At 69.8% G+C, this 20,232-nt stretch carries 15 protein-coding genes; 10 read left to right on the top strand and 5 right to left on the bottom strand.

Annotation, left to right across the window (positions count from 1 at the left end; genetic code table 11):
* Positions 1–22: 22 nt before the first annotated feature.
* From ACIQAC_RS29700 to ACIQAC_RS29670, 7 genes are all read left to right on the top strand, one after another.
* The gene (locus tag ACIQAC_RS29700; RefSeq protein WP_402196169.1) at positions 23–517 is read left to right on the top strand and encodes a hypothetical protein; all 495 of its coding nucleotides are present in this window, start codon (positions 23–25) and stop codon (positions 515–517) included.
* A gap of 107 nt (positions 518–624) precedes the next feature.
* Positions 625–2,937: a hypothetical protein gene (locus ACIQAC_RS29695; RefSeq protein ID WP_402196166.1), complete on the top strand. Its 2,313-nt coding sequence runs from the start codon at positions 625–627 to the stop codon at positions 2,935–2,937.
* A gap of 230 nt (positions 2,938–3,167) precedes the next feature.
* Positions 3,168–3,518, top strand: a complete 351-nt coding sequence (locus tag ACIQAC_RS29690) for a hypothetical protein (protein WP_402196164.1) — start codon at positions 3,168–3,170, stop codon at positions 3,516–3,518.
* 136 nt (positions 3,519–3,654) lie between these two features.
* Positions 3,655–4,179, top strand: coding sequence for a hypothetical protein (locus tag ACIQAC_RS29685; protein ID WP_402196162.1), 525 nt, complete (start codon positions 3,655–3,657; stop codon positions 4,177–4,179).
* Between the two features lie 11 nt (positions 4,180–4,190).
* Positions 4,191–4,910 (top strand): hypothetical protein, encoded by a 720-nt coding sequence (locus ACIQAC_RS29680; protein WP_402196159.1) that lies wholly within the window; start codon positions 4,191–4,193, stop codon positions 4,908–4,910.
* A 14-nt stretch (positions 4,911–4,924) separates the two neighbouring features.
* Positions 4,925–5,434, top strand: a complete 510-nt coding sequence (locus ACIQAC_RS29675) for a hypothetical protein (protein ID WP_402196157.1) — start codon at positions 4,925–4,927, stop codon at positions 5,432–5,434.
* 235 nt (positions 5,435–5,669) lie between these two features.
* A complete protein-coding gene (locus tag ACIQAC_RS29670) occupies positions 5,670–6,011 on the top strand; it encodes a hypothetical protein (RefSeq protein ID WP_402196155.1) in 342 nt (113 codons plus the stop codon).
* Positions 6,012–6,027: 16 nt separating this feature from the next.
* On the opposite strand, the gene ACIQAC_RS29665 is transcribed toward ACIQAC_RS29670, so the two are convergent.
* Genes ACIQAC_RS29665 through eccB form a run of 3 tightly spaced genes read right to left on the bottom strand, consistent with a single transcriptional unit; the run spans position 6,028 to position 9,095 of the window.
* Positions 6,028–6,234 carry a hypothetical protein gene (locus ACIQAC_RS29665; protein ID WP_402196153.1) on the bottom strand — a complete coding sequence of 69 codons (207 nt, stop codon included), beginning with the start codon at positions 6,232–6,234 and terminating at the stop codon, positions 6,028–6,030.
* A gap of 55 nt (positions 6,235–6,289) precedes the next feature.
* Positions 6,290–7,528: a type VII secretion-associated serine protease mycosin gene (gene mycP / locus ACIQAC_RS29660; RefSeq protein WP_402196243.1), complete on the bottom strand. Its 1,239-nt coding sequence runs from the start codon at positions 7,526–7,528 to the stop codon at positions 6,290–6,292.
* Between the two features lie 43 nt (positions 7,529–7,571).
* A complete protein-coding gene (eccB, locus tag ACIQAC_RS29655) occupies positions 7,572–9,095 on the bottom strand; it encodes a type VII secretion protein EccB (RefSeq protein WP_402196150.1) in 1,524 nt (507 codons plus the stop codon).
* Positions 9,096–9,302: 207 nt separating this feature from the next.
* Here eccB and eccE point away from each other — a divergent pair, with 207 nt between their 5' ends.
* The 3 genes from eccE to ACIQAC_RS29640 all read left to right on the top strand — a co-directional run bounded on the left by eccE (position 9,303) and on the right by ACIQAC_RS29640 (position 15,237).
* A complete protein-coding gene (eccE, locus tag ACIQAC_RS29650) occupies positions 9,303–10,673 on the top strand; it encodes a type VII secretion protein EccE (RefSeq protein WP_402196149.1) in 1,371 nt (456 codons plus the stop codon).
* A gap of 41 nt (positions 10,674–10,714) precedes the next feature.
* A complete protein-coding gene (locus tag ACIQAC_RS29645) occupies positions 10,715–11,455 on the top strand; it encodes a hypothetical protein (RefSeq protein ID WP_402196240.1) in 741 nt (246 codons plus the stop codon).
* A 335-nt stretch (positions 11,456–11,790) separates the two neighbouring features.
* Positions 11,791–15,237, top strand: a complete 3,447-nt coding sequence (locus ACIQAC_RS29640; protein ID WP_402196146.1) for an SCO5717 family growth-regulating ATPase — start codon at positions 11,791–11,793, stop codon at positions 15,235–15,237.
* A gap of 71 nt (positions 15,238–15,308) precedes the next feature.
* Here ACIQAC_RS29640 and ACIQAC_RS29635 read toward each other — a convergent pair whose 3' ends face one another.
* Positions 15,309–16,271, bottom strand: coding sequence for a bifunctional riboflavin kinase/FAD synthetase (locus ACIQAC_RS29635; RefSeq protein WP_402196143.1), 963 nt, complete (start codon positions 16,269–16,271; stop codon positions 15,309–15,311).
* A gap of 187 nt (positions 16,272–16,458) precedes the next feature.
* Entirely contained in the window at positions 16,459–20,136 is a 3,678-nt protein-coding gene (locus ACIQAC_RS29630; protein ID WP_402196140.1) for a serine protease, read from the bottom strand.
* Positions 20,137–20,232: the final 96 nt, after the last annotated feature.

The following is a 20,232-nucleotide window of genomic DNA, read 5'->3' as shown; positions in this document are numbered from 1 at the left end:
ACGAGGGGGATGAGCTACACGCATGGCATGGGACGAGTGGGAACAGCTCAAGGCCGAGGCCGCCGAGCGGCAGTCCACGCAGATGCGGCTGAACCAGCTCGATCCCGGCGACAACTCGCCGAGCTACTACGGCGATCTGAAAGTCGCGAACGCCTCGCTGACGAAGATCAGCAAGTCTGCGCACGACCTGTACAACGCGCTGTGGGACAAGGCGCGCGTCGCCATCCCCAGCAGCGACTCGGCGGCCGGTGACCTGTCGAAGCAGGGTTTTGCCCTCGGGGGCGGTCTCCAGCATGTGTCGAACAGGTGGGATCAGCAGCTCAAGTCGCTGATGGACGCCTGCGCGCAGATCACCAACCACCTCCAGGTCACCAAGAACGTTCACGCCGGCGACGAGGGCTACATCGTGCGGCAGATGAGCAGCATCGACGCGCTCGACTCCGGCTTCGACGAGCGGGTCGGCCAGCCGGGCAAGGACAACCCCATTTATGGCAAGAACGCCAAGGAGGAGGGGTAGCGGCGAAGTACGCGGCGCACGGCGACGTCACTCGTCCCGGCGCCCGGACCGGCGCGAACTCGCGGACTCACTCAGCCACCTCTCGCCATATCTAGGGACAAAGACGCATGGACCTCGACGCTCTGCGCAACGCCAACTTCTCACTGCTCGACGAAGCCGTCTCGGACTGGTCGACCCTGGTCAAGCACCTGGAGACCCTGAAGAAGAATGCCGAGGACGAACTCCACCAGGCCGCCAACAAGGCGGACTGGGCCGGTGTGAACGCCCAGGTGACCAAGGAGTTCATCGGCAAAACGGCCGGCGAGTTCACCGACGCGCACACCCAGGCCACGACAATTCACAGAATCCTCGACGACACCCGCGGCGAGCTGAAGAACTACCACCAGCAGCTCACGGAAGCCATTGAGAGCGGCCGCAAGCAGAGTCTCCAGGTCATCGGGTACGAGGGCGGATTCACCGTCACCTCCAGTGGGCCGCCGGAGGGGCGGGCGCAGAAGGACCAGGACAGCAAGACCGAGATCACCGGTCTCCGTGACCGGATCCAGGGAATCCTGGACAAGGCGACCGAGAGCGACGACTCGGCCCAGAAAGTCCTGAAGGCCATCGCCGACCAGAGCCAGCTCGGTTTCGCCGATGCGAGCTACAAGGACCGGGACACGGCGAGCGAGGCACTGAAGCAGGCCGAGAGCCTGGCCAATCTGGCCAGGAAGAACCCCAAGGACCTGACTGTCGAAGAGTTCGACCGTCTCAACAAGGGGCTCAAGGAGTACGCGAACGACGATCTGTTCGCCGAGAAGTTCGCCACGACTCTCGGCCCCGAGAAGACGCTTGCGTTCTGGGCCGGGGTCAATGATCCCCGCACAGGGAACTACGAACTCGGGCAAGAGCGTCAGGAACAGTTCGACGATCTGCAGCGCAACCTCGGCCTGACGCTGGCCAACGCCACCCAGAGTGATTCCGGCGCCATGGCCGACTGGAAGCGCATGATGATCGACATCGGCGAAAAGCCAGTCTACGGCAACAACGTCGGCGGCCCCATGGGCTTCCAGGTCATGAGCAACCTGATGCGGACCGGTGACTACGACGACCAGTTCCTGAAGGACTATGGGAACAAGCTCATGGACACCGAGCGGAAACTGACGGGCAATGGTGAGCACGACAATTTGTCGTGGCAGCACAAACCCATGGATCCGTGGCTCAACCAGATCGGTGAGGACAGCGGGTCCGACCCCTTGACCGGATTCCTAAAGGGCCTCTCCAACAGCCCAGACGCGGCCACGGACTTCCTGAACCAGGAGTACGTCTCCAAGGACGATCCGAACAACCCGTTCGAGCGGGACACGGACGGCAACGGAAAGAACGGCAAGGTAACGCTCTCCAACTTCCAGTACCTCTTCGAGGAGCGGGAATGGCCCCAGGAGAGCAACCTCAAGGGCGACGACCTTCACACGGGGCAGAACAATTTGGCCCTGGCGCTGGAGGCAGCCACGACCGGACACCCGGCAGGTGAAATGCCAACCGCTGACACTCCTGCGCACAACGCCGAGCAGGCCAAGCTCATGGAGAGCCTGGTTGAATCGATCGCGGACGATCCCACGCGTTTGACGGACAACAGTTACATGTCCGACAGCATCGGCCAGATCACCTCTGAATATCTGCCAGACATCAACCGGTCGGTCAGCGACGTTGACAGGGATCCAAAATCCGAAGCGTGGCAAGAAATCATGAGCCTGTATCCGGTTGCCGGAACAGAGGCGGAGCTCGATCACACTTCCGTAAGCCAGTTGCTGTTCGCTGTTGGACAGAACCCAGAAGGCTTTGCCGCCGTTGAAGTGGGCCAGAAAGACTACATGGGGAGGCTCATGGAGTACCACCTCAACCCGGACCTGCCCAATGAACTGCGCGTCTCCGACGACTACGAGAGGCTCGTCGAGCCCATTGCTTCAAGATCGGGGGAAATCTCCGGAACTCTGCGGCTTGGTGCTCAAGAGTACATTGGTGACGAGGCTTCCGAAAAGGACAAGGAATACGCGCACTCGGTCGCGCAGAAGAAGAACTTCATCTCGGGGACCGTCGGCACCGTCGTCGGTGTCGGGACCTCCTTTGTTGCCACACCTTGGGTCGGCGCGGTCGCCGGCGGGGCCGCGGGCACCGTATCCGGCATGGTTTTGGAATCGGTGTTCAAAGACGCAGAAGGTAACGCCGTGTCGGATGCCCAAAAGACGGGTGGCAAAGTCTGGAACGAAGGTTGGCAACAGAACATCAAAGTTTCCGAGGAAGCGGCGCGCAATGCGGCCGATAAATACCATCTGGACGCCGGGGACATCGGATCCACGGCTCGGGAATCTGCGCGGCAGGGCTATCTAAATTCGCGCAATATTCTGGAGGGTCAGGCCCCTGGAATTATTGCGGGCGACTAATGCTACCGCCAACAGGGTCACCATTTTGGAGAAATTCCGTGCCTCAGAACACATCTCACAGGTGGCGCATTACATCTGTGTGCGTCACCAGCGTTGCACTCACTTTTGCACTGTCCAGCTGCAGTAATGAAGAGGAAAAACGCGAGTACGCAACACCTCAGAAGCTGTGCGGAACTGCTGTTGACGCGGATGCCTTGGAACCATTCCTTCCTCCGGGACGCAAGGTATCCATGAGTGACAGTGACGGCTCAGGAATTAAGAGCTGCGACATGGTTGTCGACAAAACACTCGCGGTGACCACAACGCAGGCGTGGATTGAGGAAGGAAAAGACACGGCCTACTTTGCGGCTGGTTTGACACTTGAGAAGTTGGAACATTCAGACGACGACGGCCAAATCCGGTATACGGGGAATGAGGCCTTCGGTAAGACTCGCACTTGCGTTGACAAAAAACAGGAGCTTTATGTTGCCGTTCAGGCCCAAGGATCGAAACACAGAGACTCCGACGCCATGAAGCAGCTTATTGAAGCTTACATCAATGAAGTTCAGCGCTCGGATGAGTGTAAGGACGGAGCCCCGTGATTGCCTCATCAGAGCCCTTCACTCCGTCGCCCAGAACATGAATGTAATTTCCGCAGGAGTCCAAACTGTCGTTGCGTCGGAGGCCCAGGGTAGCATCACAACATTTGGCTAAAATCACATATCTGGTGAGCGAACCGTGACATATTCTTCTGGTGCAATTGCCGTTCTCGGCACCATTACCGCCCTGGTCGTCCTCCCAGGGTGCACTGAAAATGAGGCCAAACGTGAGTTCGCAGTTCCCAAGTCGGCATGCGGGACACCCATCGACGCGGACGATCTTTCCGCTTTTCTTCCTCCAGGTAAGAAGCTGACCACCAAAACCACCTCGGATTCTCGAGACTCCACCAAGTGCGCCATCTCCGTAGATAGCAAGCTAGTCGTCCAGACTGCCCAAGAGTGGTGGGACGACATGACCGTAGTCGAATTTTCTCGAGGTATGACGTTAGACGATCCCGATCACCAGACTGACGACGGAAATTACGTCTACTCTGACTACCAAGCCTTCGGTAAGGTTGTCGACTGTCAAAGCAACGCACATAAGGGTCAGGTGTTGTATACAGCAATTCAGGGGTCTGGTTCAGACCACCGCGATCTTGATGCGATGAAGCGGCTCATTGAAAAATACACCCAGGCCGTGAAATCATCTGAGGTCTGCAGCTAAGGCAACGTGGCGTGAAAATAACCTGGACAAGAGTACCGATCGCTGTTGGCGTCGCCGTAGCTGTGGTCCTCCTGGCAGGAGCGGCCTACCTGTTCAATCTCCCACCGTTCGACAGCGCAGTGGGCGAGATCCGACAGAACGCAGTATGTGCGTCACTGGGCCAATCCGGGCAGTCTGTCTCCGCACTCAAATCTGTCCTGCCAGAGGAGTCGTCGTACGCCTTCGACGACGACGTAACCCTTCGCGTGGATGACGGCGATGATGGATACAGCTCGGATTGCTCTGTCACCGGTGGCGACAAAGAGCTCATGACTGCGCGAACCCAGATGATGCGCGCGGAGTCGGTTCAGAGCTGGGTCAGCGGCGAGGTCGAGCAGTATGCCGACGGTTCTGGCCGGCTGACGTCCTTCGAGGCTAGAGCGGAAGGGGTCGCGTCCTCATCGGTGGCTGCCGTCTTCGTGCCGTGCTCGTCCGAGGGGAAGATTCCGGGCGGACAGTACAACCTCAGCGTTGTCGTGCAGCTGAAGGAACAGGGAGAGTCGGGCAGCAGCGAGACCCGGTCCAGCCTGATTGAGCTGGCCAAGGGTGCGGCCACGTTCGCCCATGCGCAGGCCAAGTGCGACATGCCTTCCACCGTGAGTGGGTCACCAACAGGCAAGGCATCACCCGTGTATGAAGAGATGTACAACTCGCCAGGACGAGCTCCAGCGGTCCGGAGGCTTTCCAGGTGATTACTCGAAGCCTCATGCAGGCTGCGGCTCTGGCGTCCGTGGTGGGTACGCTTGTCGGCTGCTCAGCGTCCGACGGGTCGAAAGAGTACGACGTCCCCGAGGCACTGTGTGGTGTTTCGGTAGACCAGGATCTGGTCTCGGAGCTGCTGCCGGCCGGCACGTCAATCAGCGTTGAGGAGAAGAACCCCGTGCCCAGCCGAACGCGCTGCCAGGTGAACATCGACGGCAAGGCCGCCCTGATCGCCAGCCAGATGTGGTGGGAAAAGGGGACCGACCGTATGACCGACGTGGCCGACTCGATTCCCGAGCTGGATTCGGCTGAGCCAGCGGACGACGACTCGGTCCTCTACTCCGGCACCGGAGCGTTGCGGCGGGTGACGTCCTGCTCCAACGCCGATCATCCCGACCACACGTTCTTCACATCCGTTCAGGTCTATGGGGACGGCGTGGACGACGCGGAAGCGACAGCGGCGCTGATTTCCGCCTATACGCAAGCCCTCGAAGGTTCCGGAACGTGCCGCTGATCCGCCCGCAACGGCCCGACATAACGAGTTGAGAGTGGCTCGTTCGACGCACACACCATCCCGTAGCCGGAATCGAGCCCTGGCGGCTGGTCTCGCCTCCCTGAGCCTTCTGGCCGGCTGCGGCGCGGATTCGGAAAAGGCGAGCGCACTCGACACCCGGCAGGTCCAGGCCGTGCTGCCGGGCACAAAGGCTCTACCCGGTTGGAAAGTGGCAATAGAGCCGATCGCCCAATCAATGAGCAAGGCCAAGGAAATGGGCCTGTCCCGCTGCTACGAGGGCCCCAAGAATTGCAGCAAGGTCTGCATAAAGAGTCGGATTCCCGAGGCACAGAATTTCGATCCCGGGAAGATCGGCGAGCAGCGTGACGCGGTGTCGGGCGTCGGTACGTCGTTCGCCGAGGGCTCGAAGAGCACGATTACTCAGGTGCGCGTCGGCAACGTCATCATGCTGACGGTCAGCGAAGCCGGCTCCGGCATCACGACATCAGAGGCCGCGATGACGCAGTACGCCGCGATGCTCGCGAAGCGTGTTGAAGAGGCTCGGAGCGGCAACGCTCCGTCCGCCGCCGCCCACTGACCACGTCCCGCCCGGATCAGTTCGAGAGACGCATGACGTTGATGGTCGCGTAGACCACCAATCCCGCCATCACCACAAAAACGATCCGGGCGACGACGAACGCCGAGTCCGGTAGCTCCGGTGCCGAAGGGTTCACGCTCTCGCGCCACCCCCGTACCCGGTCCGCAGGAATGCACGCCGCGGCCAGCATCACCGCCGCCAGGGCGAAACTGAACACCGTCACCGTCGTCGCCCCTCGCAGTTCCGCTGCTCGTGCCCGGCTCGCGGGCCCCGCGGCGTCATCTCTGCCCCCGCAGCTCAGCCCCACCCCGCCGCCTCCGAGAATCCCGCAAAGCCACCGCCGTCCCGCTCAACCCCGCCACCAGCACCAGGCCCCCCACCACCACATACGTGCCCAGGCGGGTGTTGCGTTCCTGTGCTGATTCGCCGAAGTGGACCGGGGCCACCGACGGGGGCTCGCCCTTGGCGACGCCGTTCTCCGGCTGGGGGGACTCCACGGGGTTCTCCGGGTCGACGTCCGTGAGGGCGCGGACCGGGTCGATGACACCCCAGCCGACGAGGCGGTCGTGGCCGGGGATGGAGCGTTCCGCGGTCTGCTCGATCTGGGCCACCACCTGCTGTGCCGTCCACTTCGGGTACTTGGACTTCAGCAGGGCCGCCACCGCCGCCACGTACGGCGCCGAGAAGCTGGTGCCGTTGTCGGGGCAGTGGCCGCCGCCCGGAACCGTGGAGATCATGTCGACGCCCGGCGCCGCCACCCCCACGAACTCGCCGGACTGGGAGAACGAGGCCCGTTCGTTGTTGCGGTCCGACGAGGCGACCGCCAGGACACCGTCGTACGACGCCGGGTAGGTGGTCTTCGTGTTGCCGCCGAGGCCGTCGTTGCCTGCCGAGGCCACGACCACCACCCCCTCCGCCAGCGCCGACTTCACCGCCGCCTCCAGACTGTCGTCCGGGCGCACCGCGTTCGCCGTGTCCTGGGAGATGTTGATGACGTCCGCGCCCTCGGCCACGGCCTCGTTGATCGCCGTGGCGAGCGTGGCCGCCGTGCCGTTGCCCTCCGCGTCGTTCTGCTTGATCGGGATGATCGTCGACTCGGGGGCCAGGCCCACGAATCCCGTGCCCTTGGCGGGGCGCGCCGCGATGATGCCCGCCACGCGCGTGCCGTGACCGACCGTGTCCGTCGTGCCGTTGGCGGCACCGCGGTCGATCTTCTCGCCCTCCTTGTTCTTCGCCGGCAGGAGGTTCTTGCCCTTGGACGCGTCGACCGCTGGCTTCAGCTGCGGGTTCTTGATGTCCACACCGGTGTCGATGACGGCCACCTGGACGTCCTTGCCCTTCGACTGGGCCCACAGCTCGTCGAGGTTGACGCGTTGCAGCGCCCAGGGCAGACCCTCGTACGGGTCCGACGGGAAGGTGCACTGGCCCTCGTCCGCCGTCGCCATGGGCGCGGGAAGGACGAGCAGGGCGGCTGTGGCGAGCAGGGCCGCCACACCACGACCGCCGGACCGCGCCATCTCGCTTGTGTTCAGCATGAGTTCGCTTTCCTCCGAGGCGTGGCTACGAACCCTGCGGCTGCCGTGCCGCCGCCTCCGAGAGGCGGGGTCCGGTCGGCAGGAACGTCGACCACTCGGCCGGAATCGGCGTCGGGCCGATCTTCTCGTAGCCGAGCCGGGTCTGGGCGATCCTGGCCTCGTTCAGCTCCTGCTCGCGCCGTTCCTTGGAGGTGCCGATGCCCTCGTCGTCGGTGGTGCTGTCGCTGTTGGACTGCATCGCGTAGCGCAGGCCGGTGTCGGTGACCAGGAAGACGCTGCCCGCCGCGGTCTCCGTGCCCTTGAACTGGCGGTACAGCTGGCCGGATCCGGGTGTGACGTACGCGCTGGAGGAGCCGGTGGGCAGCTGTGCGGGGAAGTTGGTGCCGACCCAGGTGGACAGGGTCGTCGTACCGGACTTGGCGTCGACCGAGCGCAGGACGTTGCAGACGGCGTTGCGGCCGGTCGCGGAGCCGGTCTCGTTGACCATCCGCGGCTTGTACTCGGGCCAGTTGCCCTCCGCGCCGAACGTGCCGCTGTCGACCACCGCACCCGGGCTGACCTGCTGGGCCTCGCCCGCCTGACCGACGGCGACCAGCGCGGTGCTGTTGAGGAGCAGGGTCGCGGTGAACTCGGAGATACGGGACACCTCGCCGGGCTGTACGACGTAGTACTGCATCCGCCGGCCCTCGAAGGCCCTGATGACCATGCCGACCTTGTCGTACTCGCCGAGGCTGTCCGAGGCACCGGCCGGCTCGCCCGGGGTGCCCTCGATCTTCGGGATCTCCAGCGGGTCGCCCTTGTGCAGGGTGTCGAGCCAGTCCTGGGAGACACGCTGCGGTTCGCGGCCCTGGGTGTCGAGGGCCTTGAGGAGTTCGTTGTTCCGCGAGTCGGAGATCTCGTACGCGGATCCGCGCGCGTCCACGACGTACTGGGTCCTGCCGTCCGGGCCCACGACGTACATCAGGTCGCCGCCCGTGAGCCTGTTGCGGCCCTCGGTCAGGTCCCACTCCTTCTCGGCGAGGACGAACGCCGCCTTCTGGATGGCCCGGCCGCCCTCGCCGGGGCGCTCGCACACCGCCCAGCGCTTGGCCTTCTCCGCCTCGGCGTCGGACGGGAGGCGGTCGGGGGCGTACGGGATGCCGATGGTGGTGCCGTGCGGCGGCTTGCCGCTGTCGAGGACCTTCTCGTCGACGGTGATGATGCTGTTCTTGCTGGGGTCGAGGAGCAGCTTGGCGGAGGCCATGTTGAGCACGGGGTGCAGCTGCTTGTCGCCGCCGGTCTCCAGTACGACGTACCGCGTGGTCGAGTCGCTCGCGACGATCACGTGTTCGCCCGGGGTGTCCCAGCCCTTGGGTGCCGTGGGGCTGAACAGGCCGATCGCGCCGAACACCGCCAGGATCACGATGCCCACGACGACGCCGGGCCAGACCGCGCTGAGCGGCTTCGGCGCTCCCTCCTCCGAACCGGAGGGGGACGGTCGCAGGAACGACGCGAGTGTGCGGCGCTTCGCGAAGGTGTAGGCGTTGAGTTCGTCGCGCCGTGATGCCATCTGTGTCCGCTCTCTCCCCGTGCGGAGCCATGGGGGGACCCGTGAAGATCCGTCCCCCGCCCTCGGTTGCCTTCTGCTGCCTCAGTTGTCAGACCCGGCCCCTACTATGCCTGTTGTGGGACCGCGCATGTGGCACGGGTAGGGTGCTCAGGGCTTGAAGGGACCTGTGCGCGAGGGATTTCGGGAGAGTTCGGGGGTTTTTGAGTGATGGCTTCCGCACCGCGGATCCGGTCGCGATCGCAATCACGGTCGCAGTCGAGGTCGCGAACGGACGGCGCGGGTGGACCCGGCGTGGGCGGGCCCGGCACCGTCGGCCCGGCGCCCGTCGCGCCGCACACCACGTCGCAGACCAGCAGCGTGACCCCGCATCCGCGGTCGCGCTCGGGCCGCGGCGGCTCGTTCGCCGTCCAGCGGCTGGTGCTGCTGGAGCTGGCCGCGGCGCTGGTCGTGTGCGGCTGGCTGATCGGCACGTACGCGATGATCCCGGCCGCCGCCGTCGCCGCGCTCCTCGTGGTCCTCGCTCTGGTACGACGCCGGGGGCGCTCGCTCCCCGAGTGGCTGGGCGGTGTGCAGGCGCTGCGGACCCGGCGCCGCCGCGCGGCCGGCACCCCGGTTCCGCCCGGTACCGACGCCGGTCTCGCGCCCGCCGTCGAGTGCGACCAGAGCCTGCGTACGTACAGCTACAGCCGGGGCGACGACCGGCGGCCCGTGGGCATGGTCGGCGACGGCGGCTTCCTCACCGTGCTGCTCCAGGTGGAGGCCGACGCCGGTGCGCTGCGCGCGGAGCGCAGCCGCAGACCGCTGCCCGTCGGCCTGGTGCGGGACGCCCTCGACGTCGACGGCATCCGGCTGGAGTCCGCGCAGATCGTGGTGCACACGCAGCCGGCGCCCGCGCCGCATCTGCCGCAGCAGTCGGTCGTGGTGACCAACTACACCCAGCTTCAGGCCCAGACCGCCTCCCCCGCCGTCCGCATCATGTGGATCGCGCTCAAGCTGGACCCCGAGCTGTGCCCGGAGGCCGTGGCCGCGCGCGGTGGCGGTCTGGTCGGTACACAGAAGTGCCTGGTGCGGTCGGCGGAGCATCTGTCGAGCCGGCTGACCGGCGCCGGATTCCGGGTGAACGTGCTCACGGAGGAGGAGGTCACCTCCGCGATCGCCACCTCGGCCTGCGCCAACCCGATGGTCACCGCTCAGGCCGGCCAGAGCGACGCGCCCCGGCGGCGTACGGAGGAGTCGAGCCGCAGCTGGCGCTGCGACAACCGCCGGCACACCACGTACTGGGTCCGCCGCTGGCCCCCGCTCGGTGGCAACGGCATCGGACTGCCCCAGCTGATCGCCCAGTTGACGGCGGTACCCGCGCTGGCGACGACGTTCAGCCTGACGCTGGCCGGCGGCGAGCAGCGGGACGTCTCGGTCACCGGCCATGTGCGGATCACCGGCCGCAGCAGCAGCGAGCTCGCGACGTCCCGACGTGATCTGGAGCGTGCGGCACGGCAGTTGCGCACCGGCCTCGCCCGCCTGGACCGTGAACAGCTGCCCGGTGTCCTCGCCACGCTGCCGCTCGGAGGTGCCCGCTGATGACCATGACGAGTTCACCCGCTTCGTCGCGTACGTCCCCCATGGGCCCCGACGCCCAGCAGGGCCCCGGCCTCGCGGAACGTCTGCGCACCGGCTTCGGCCTGCTCGGCCCCCGGCACCCGCGGCACTCCCTGCGGGCCGACCAGCTCGACGCCCTCTCGCTGCCCATCGGCGACGACGGCGTGGTGGTCGGCGTCAACGCGGAGGGCCACCCGGCCGTCCTCGGGGTGAACCGCCCCACGCCCTACGACATCCTGCTCATCGGCGGACTGTGGACGGCCCAGGTGCTCGCCCTGCGGGCCGCGGCCACCGGCGCCCGGGTCGCCGTCGAGACCGGCCGCGCGGCGCACTGGACGCAGGTGGTCCAGGCGGTGGGTGGCGGCCAGTCGGGGATGACCGTGCACGACGTGGGCCGGGTGCCGCCGCTCGGCGCGTCGGCCGGCGGACCGGTGCTGGTGATCCGGGACTGCGGTATGCGCCCGCCGCGCGGCCGTGTGGTGTCGGCGCCCTGGCAGTCGGTCATCACGCTGCTGCCGTATCTCAGCCCGGTGGCGCCCCGGTTGATGCGGCAGGCACGTCTGGTGGGTGTGCAGCGGGTGTCGCCCGACGAGGCGACGGAGATCGGCCGCGTCATAGGCCTGCCCCGCCCCGAGTACGAGTCGCTGCCCACCCTCGCCGACGGCGTCACCCTGTGGTGTACCGAGCGGGACCGGCAGTACGTGATGACCCAGCCGACGGACGCCGAGATCGGACTGCTGGGCGTGGCCCGGCGGATGGACTGACACGCGGGGCCACTCGGCCGCGCCCGATGACCAATAACACCCAAATCACCGCGATTTGGCATACGGACAGCACGCCGTTCGTCACGGTTCGATGTCTGTTACGTCCGTCCCGGCCGTGGCGAGCGCGAGGTGGAGCGCCGTACGGGCACCTGGGGACGGGCGGGCCTGCCGTGGCCGTCCCTTTCATGATTAGGCTGGGGTGGGGCACGTCGCGAGTACCCGTCAACGGGAGATGCGCGTTCCGGGGAGACCCCGGGGGACGGCGCGGTGATTCGGACGACAGCAATGGTCGCCCCAGCACGGCATGACGGTGCTCGACCACAGCAGGAGGAATTGTGACCAGCGATCGGGACGGGATCCGCGGGGGCTGGGCGTCGCCCGACGATGACCAGCCCGATACGGACGCCTCCGTGGAGATGACGGGCGAGTTCACCATCGACTACGCACCACCCGCCTGGTACACGCAGAACGCGGCGGGCGGCCCGACGGGCGGTCCGGCGACCGGGCAGCAGCAACCGGGGGCGTACGGTCCCGGCGGCGGGCCGGGGGGTACGGGTGCTGCGGGTGCGGGACCCGGTGCGGGGCCTGGTGTCGCCGCGGATCCCGCTGCGGGTGCGGCTGCGGCTGCGCCTCCGGCTGCCGGTGTCGGTGCCGGTGGGCCCGGTCAGGGCTTCCCCGGGAGCACACCGCCCGCGGGCACGCCTCCGCACACCCCGCCCGGTGGCACTCCGCCGCACACTCCGGCGGCCGGTACGCCGCACAGCACTCCGCCCGTGGGTCCGCCGTCCCACACGCCGCCAGGAGGCAGCCCCTTCACCACGCCTCCTCCGCTGCCGTCCGCGCCCCCCGGCGAGGTGCCGAGGCTTCCGGAGGGCAGCGGGTTCGAGCCGCAGGCGCAGCAGCCGGGCGGGCTGCCGCCGGCCTGGATGTCCGGGGCGCCCGAGCCGGACAACGGTGATCTGGAGAGCGGCGCCACGATGAAGTTCTCGGCCGCCGCGCTCAGGCGTGAGATGACGGAGCTGGCGGGGGCCCAGACCCCGGCCACGGACACGTCCCAGCCTCCGGCCACCGAGGGCGAGGACGACAAGCCCGAGGCGGAGACCGCGGCGGACGGCGCGTCCGGCGAGACCGGGGAGACCGGGGAGAGCAACCCCGCGTCCGACGCCGGAGCCGCGACCGAGGAGACCCAGGCGGAGGCCAACGCGCCCGCCTCGGACCCCGGCGAGGACAGCAACAACGGCGGCGACTCGGCGCCCCCGCTTCCCGAAGCGCCCCCTGCTCCGGAAGCGTCCGCTGCCCCCGAGACTCCCGAAGCAGCGGATGCGGCCGAGCCGTCGGAGCCCACCGAGGCATCCGACGACACCACCCCCGAGACCAACACCGCGTCCCAGGACGAGGCTCCCACCGCACCCCCAGCGCCCGACGGCGACGACCCGGCGCCCGCCACCCCCGACGCCGAGCCCGTGGCGACCGACCCCCGTGGTCCGGCCGCCGCCGCGCCCGCGCAGGGCGAGACGCCCGGCTGGACAACTCCCCCGCCGGCGCCGGAGAGCGGCGTACCGCCGCTGCCCCCGTCGTACCAGCCGTCGGCCCCCGCCACCGCGGCGGAGTGGCCCGTACAGCCGCCACAGCCGAACCCGGCACCGGGCCAGCCCCAGCCGGCGGCCGCGGCACCCGGACAGCCGCAACCGCAACCGCAACCCCACCAGGGCGGCTACGGCTTCCCGCAGCAGCCCGCGCCCCCCAACCCCCAGGGCGGCTACGGCTTCCCCCAGCACCCGGCGCACCCGGGCCAGCCCGTCCAGGCGCCCCCGCAGCCCCCGGGCGCCGCCCCGACGCCCACGCCCCCGAACCCCCAGGGCGCTGAACCCCCCCAGGGCGGCTACGGCTTCCCACAACACCCGGGCCAGCCGGGTCAGCCCGCCCAGCCGCAGCCCCAGCACCCGGGCACTCCCCCCGCCCCCGACCCGCAAGGCGGCTACGGCTTCCCGCAGCAGCCCGCACCTCCCACCCCGCAGGGCGGCGGCTACGGCTTCCCCCAGCAACCGGCACCCCCGAACCCCCAGGGTGGATACGGCTTCCCGCAGCCCCCGAACGCCCAGCACCCGCAGGGCCAGCCGCCGGTACCGGGGCAGCCGAACGTGCCCGGACAGCCGCAGGTGCCCGGACAAGCACAGGCCCCCGGTCAGCCGCAGCCCCACCCACAGGGGCAACCGCACCCACAGGGCCAGCCCCACCCCCAGCCCCCCGTCGACCCCCGTACCGGTGCCGCCTGGCCGCAGCCGCTCCAGCACGACCAGCGGCAGCCGACCAACCCCGGTGCCGCGCCGCTCGGTTACACCGCGGCCGTGGAGCTGTCGTCGGACCGGCTGCTGAACAACAAGCGGCAGAAGGCGAAGAGCAGTCGTCCAGCGGCGGCCGTCTCGCGGTTCAAGCTCGGCGCGAAGAAGGAGGAGGCGGAGCGGCAGCAGAAGCTCCAGCTGATCCGTACGCCGGTGCTGTCCTGCTACCGCATCGCCGTGATCAGCCTCAAGGGCGGCGTCGGCAAGACGACCACAACGACCGCGCTGGGTTCCACGCTGGCGACCGAGCGGCAGGACAAGATCCTGGCGATCGACGCCAACCCGGACGCGGGCACGCTCGGCCGCCGGGTGCGCCGGGAGACCGGGGCGACGATCCGGGACCTGGTCCAGGCGATCCCGTACCTCAACTCGTACATGGACATCCGGCGGTTCACCTCCCAGGCCTCCTCCGGCCTGGAGATCATCGCGAACGACGTGGACCCGGCGGTCTCGACGACGTTCAACGACGAGGACTACCGGCGCGCGATCGACGTGCTGGGCAACCAGTACCCGATCATCCTCACCGACTCCGGCACCGGTCTGCTCTACAGCGCGATGCGCGGTGTACTCGACCTCGCCGACCAGCTCATCATCATCTCGACGCCGTCGGTGGACGGGGCGAGCAGTGCGAGCACCACACTGGACTGGCTGTCGGCGCACGGGTACCAGGACCTGGTGTCACGGTCCCTCACGGTCATCTCCGGGGTCCGCGAGACCGGCAAGATGATCAAGGTCGACGACATCGTGGCGCACTTCGAGACGCGCTGCCGCGGTGTGGTCGTGGTGCCCTTCGACGAGCATCTCTCCGCCGGTGCCGAGGTCGACCTCGACATGATGCGGCCGAAGGTGCGCGAGGCGTACTTCAACCTCGCGGCCATGGTCGCCGAGGACTTCGTACGCCACCAGCAGATGCACGGCCTGTGGACCAGCGACGGCAACCCGCCGCCGGTGGTGGCACCGCCGCTGCCGGGCCAGCAGCAGTATCCGGGGCAGCCGCCAGTGCCGGGGCAGCAGATCCCGGGCCAGCCCGTGCCGGGGCAGCCCATGCCCGGCCAGCCCATGCCTGGTTACCCGCAGCCCGGCTACCCCCAGCCCGGTCAGCAGGTGCAACCGGGGCAACCGGGTCAGCCCCCGTACCCCGGCCACCAGCAGGCCCACCCGGGCCAGCCCTACGGCCAGCCCGGGCAGCCGGGACAGCCGCCGGTGCAGCCGGGCCAACCGGGCCCGCCGCCCTCCTTCTACCAGCAGCCCGGCGCCCAGCCCGGCTACCCGCAACCGGGACAGCCCGGACAGCCCGGCCAGGCACCCCACCCCGGCCAGCAGGCTCAGCCACCGCACCCCGCGAACCCCGCACACCCGCCCCAGCCCCCGCAGCAGGCGCCCCAGCAGCCCCAGCCCAACGACGGCCAGGCCCCGCCGCCGGCACCCCCACAGCAATAACCACCCGCCAACGACAAAGGGCGGCCGATGCCATCAGGCACCGGCCGCCCTTTCCGTCAGAACCCTGAGGGCTACTGCCCCCGCCGGGCCTCCGCCTCGGCCACCAGCTCCCGGCACTGCTTCACGTCCGCCGCCATCTGCACAAGCAGCGCGTCGAGCGTGTCGAACTTCGCCTGCCCACGCACGTAGGCCAGGAAGTCGACGGCGACATGAAGGCCGTACAGATCGAGCCCCACGCGGTCGATGGCGTACGCCTCCACCGTGCGCTCGGTGCCCTCGAACTGCGGGTTGGTGCCGACGGAGATCGCGGCCGGCATGGCCTCGCCCTGTGCGTGCAGCCAGCCCGCGTAGACGCCGTCGGCGGGGATGGCGGTGTGCGGCAGCGTCTCGACGTTGGCGGTCGGGAACCCCAGCTCGCGACCGCGCTGCGCGCCGCGTACGACCACACCCTCGACGCGGTGGGGGCGGCCGAGGATCTCGCCGGCGCCGGCCACGTCTCCCTCGGCTACCAGGCGCCGGGTGAGGGTGGAGGAGAAGGGCTGTCCGCCGCCCGCCTCGCCGGTCACGAACAGGTCGACGACCTCGACCTCGAAGTCGTAGACCTTGCCCTGTTCGGCGAGGAACTCGACGTTGCCCGCGGCCTTGTGGCCGAAGCGGAAGTTGGGGCCCTCGACGACCGCCTTGGCGTGCAGCTTGTCGACCAGGACCTTGACGACGAAGTCGGCCGGCGACAGCTTCGAGAACTCGGTGGTGAAGGGGAGGATGAGCAGCGCGTCCACACCCAGCTCGGCCATCAGTTCGGCGCGGTGGTGGTGCGGGGCGAGCAGCGGCGGGTGGCTGCCGGGGCGGACGACCTCGCTGGGGTGCGGGTCGAAGGTGACCACGACGGCGGGGACGCCCAGCTTGCGCGCGCGCTCCACGGCATGCCGGATGATCAGCTGGTGGCCGCGGTGCACCCCGTCGTAGGAACCGATGGTGACGACGCTGCGCCCCCAGTCCTGGGGGATGTCCTCCAAGCCACGCCAGCGCTGCACTGTGACCGCTCCTCGAACCCGTGTCTGCCCTATACGGATGCTTCTCATGCAGGTCTAAGGGTGCCATGCCGGGTGCCCCGGCCCCGCATCGGCATCCAGGCTGTGACAGGGCGCACGCCGACCCGGCCCCGCCAAGGGCCCGGAAGGTCCCCGCGGCCCCGCCCCGGACCCGGTCCCGGGGCCTCGCTCACGCCGGTACCCGCGTCCCCGCCAGGTTCTCGATCATCCGCCGGGTGCTGGGTCCCACCACGGCCGCCCACTCCTCCGGCGACTCCGTCAGCCACCCGGCGACCAGCGCGGCGAAGCCCGGCACATGACGGCCCAGGTCGACAAGCGCCCGGTCGAAACGGGCCGCCCCCTCCGGCGTACGGACAAGAAGACCACCGATCCGCCACACCAGCCCACCAAGCCCGCCGCGCCCGTCCACTCCTCCGCGCCCGTCCAGTCCCCCGTGCCCGCCCAGGCCTCCGCTCCCTCCCTGCCCTCGCGCCCCTCCCTGCCCGCCCAACTCCGCTCCGCCTCCCAACCTCGCACCGCCGCCCAACCCCGCCCCGCCGTGCGGCACCGCACCCCGCAGCAGTGCGTCCAGCACCGCCGGCTCCCGCTCATGGGTCAGCAGAAACTCCCGCAGTTCGTCCCGCGCGGCCCGCGACGCGGGCGCACCCGGCCCCGCCAGCACCCCGGCGAGCCCGGCCCGCATCCGCTCGGGCCCTCCGTCCAGCAACCCCGTGACCAGCGGAAACAGTACGGCTCTGGCGTCCGGCCCCTCGTCGAGCCGACGGTCGACGTACGCCGCCACCGGCTCCGCCCACTCCGGCCGCTCCCCGATCGCCTCCCGCACCAGCACGGCGACCCGGGGGGCCAGCGCGGGCGGGGTGACGTCGGCGAGTGTGCGCAGCGCCTCCCCGGCGCCGGAGGCGTCCATGGTGACCGGGCCGCCGGACATCATCCGGGCGCGGAACGCCTCCAGTACCGGCTCGGGATGGGTGTTGAGCGCGGTCACCAGCGCGCTCGGCGGCAGCCGTGGATCACCGGCGCCGAACCGCGCGAGGGCCTTCGGCAGATGCCGGGCGCGGCTGCGGGGGTCGCGGACGAGCATGCCGAGCGCGGCGCCGTGCAGCGGGGCGTCGGCCGCGGTGGCGAGTACGGCGAGGGCCGCGTAGCGCAGCAGGTCGCGGTCGGCGGCGGAGTGCGCGTGGGGCGCGACGCGCGGCCCGAACGTCATCGCCGCCTCGTGCCGCGCGGGCCGCGGATCGTGCGCCCAGCGGTCCACGGCCCGGCAGAGCGCGGACGGCTCCTCCTCCGCGAGTGCGGCGAGGAGTTCCTCGGCATACGGATGCGCCCGGTCGGCGAGCGCGTCCGTGAGGTCGTCGAGGGCCCGGTGCCGGTGGGTGTGCAGCAGCGCCTGCGCGGCCGTGGCCACGGTGGCGTGCGGGGTCGCGGGCAGCGCCCGCTCGTCGGCGAACCAGCGCGTGAGATGCGGCTGTACGGCCACGGGGTCGGCGACCAGCAGCGCGGCGACGGCGTCCAGGTACCGGGGCCCGCCGCCCTCGCCCGGCGCCGGGTCGGCGAGCATCAGCCGGCGCAGCAGATCCAGCCGCTCCCCCACGGCCACGGGCAGCCCCGTCCAGAAGCCGGGCCCGAACTCTCGCGCCCCGTAAGGGTGTTGGCCGCGCCATGCGGCGAGCCGGTCGGCCAGCAGCCGCAGCACCCGGAGATAGGGCGTGCCGTCGGGCACCCGGCGCAGCACCTCGCCGAGCAGTCGGGCTGCCCACCAGGAGTCCGGGTCGGCGTCCAGCGCGTGCACCAACTCCGCCAGACGCGGGACGAGTTGTGCGGGACCGTGCTGGCGGGCGACGAGCAGCAGGGCCTGGACGACCGGGCCGATGCGGTGGTGCGGGACCGGCAGGGGGTGCGGCGGCGCGTGCCGGTGGACGAGGGCGCGCAGCGCCTCGTCGAGGTCGAGGTGGGTGCCCTGGAGCCAGTCGGCGAGCTCCTCGTGGGCGAAGCGGTAGCCGCCGCCCGCGGGGACGAGCAGGCCCTCGGTGAGTACGGCCGACGCCCATCCGGTGCCGCGGCCGAGCCGTCGGGGCGCGGGCCCCCAGGGGAAGACGGTCTCGAACGCCTTGCGGTCCAGCTCCCCCTGTCCCGGTCCGAGACTGCTCCGGGCGGCCTCGTGCACCTGCCCGGCGACCTTGGCGGCGAGCCGGCGTACGGCGGTCCCGCCCAGCCCGTTCTCGTCGGCGATCCGCTCGGCGATCCGCAGGCACATCAGGTCGAGATGCGCGGCGAACACGTCGTGCCGGTCGAGCGCCCTCCCTTGCGGGACGCCGGAACCGCCGGCCCGTCCCTCACCCTGCCCGGCATCACCCTGCACCGCGTCACCCTGCCCGGCATCACCCTTCCCGGCCTCGCCCAGCGCCGCCCGCACCTCCGACAGCAGCCGCAGGGTCAGGGGATGCCGGGCCTCGGCGGCGACGAGGGCGTCGTCCGGGACGCCGTAGCGGAGACGGGCCTCGCGCGCCTCCTCGTCGGTGAGATCACCGAGCGGCACGCACGGCGGCAGCCCGGCCGCGCCAACCGTGTCGCGCGCGTCGTGCAGCGCCTCCGGGGCGAACCCCTCCCCCGCCCGCTCCCAGTACTCCTCCCGGCACCCCACCACCATCCGCGCGCCGGTCTCCCGCAGCCAACGGGCCGTGCCCTGCGTCCAGTTGTGCAGGCGGTGGGCGAGGACCGGGGGCATCTCCTCGGGGCCGTCGAGGAGGAGCAGCAGGGGGCGGCCGGCCGCACGGGCGAGGTGGGCGAGACGTTCGGGGGTCAAGTCACCGAGGCCGCCGGGCAGTTCGGGGCGGGAGGCGGTGACGATCCGGGCGGCGCGGGTGAGCGCGCGGCTGGCGGCGTCGGCGACGGAGACGTCGGAGGCGCCCAGGTCGGCGCCGCGCAGCCAGAGCGTCGGGGCGGGTTCGGGTCCGCTGCCGCGGCGGGCGGCGAGCGCCGCGAGTTCCGTCGTACGGCCGCTGCCCGGTGGTCCGACGAGGGCGAGGACGTCGGCGCGGCTCGCGGTGAAGGCGGCGAACTGCCGTGCGGTGGCGGCCCGTTCGACCTGGACGACGGTGGGGTGTGCGGCGCGGGCGGCGGGTGGGCCGTCGGAGCCGACGGAGGTGGCGGTGAGCTGGAGGACGCCGGCGAGGTTGAGGTCGGCGCCGTAGGCGGGGACGGTCGCGGCGTTGCGGGCGAGGAGGTCGGCGAGCGGGCCGGCGGTGGCGGGGCGCAGCGGGACGGCGAAGCCGCTGTCGCGTGGTCCCGCGGTCAGTGCGGTGCCGACGACGGCGACGACGGCTCCGGTCGTAACGTCGAGCACCGGGCCGCCGGCCGCGCCGCCGCCCAGCCGCAGGGCGTCGCGCCCGGCGGTGCCGATCGCCAACTCCAGGGCGCCGCCGAGGAGATGGAAGCGGTCGGTGGCCGTGTAGGTGGCGTCGGCCACGCCGAGGACGCGGGCCTCGCGCCAGCAGCCGGCGGCGAGCCGCACATAGCTGCCGGTCTCGGTCCGGTCCCGCGCGGTGACGGGCAGGGGGTCGACGCCGAGCCCTTCGGCGCGGACGAGTGCCAGGCCGCGGTCGGGCAGCGGGGTGATCTCGTCGGCGGTGACGACCCGGTCGCGGGCGTCGGCGGTCCGCAGCACCAGTCTGCGCAGTCCGTCGACGGCCTCGTGGCTGGTGATCAGGGTGCCCTGGTGGTCGGCGGCGAATCCGACCCCGCGCGGGCGCCCGGCGAGGTCGTGGATCCGCACGAGCGCCGGCCCGTCCACCGCCCCGGGTGTCCCGTCGTCGTCACCACGGTGGGTACGACCGGCCCGTCCCGCCATCGCCGAACCTCCCCGCCCGCGCACGTACCTCCGTACGACGGTAGGCGGACGGTGATCAGCTGAACACAGTGCGCGACGAACGCGCCCCCATACACT

Origin of the sequence: Streptomyces sp. NPDC088387 (assembly GCF_044753385.1) — a bacterium.
GTDB lineage: Bacteria > Actinomycetota > Actinomycetes > Streptomycetales > Streptomycetaceae > Streptomyces.
Note: the sequence above shows the minus strand (reverse complement) of the source record. Positions and strands in the feature narration are given on the sequence as shown.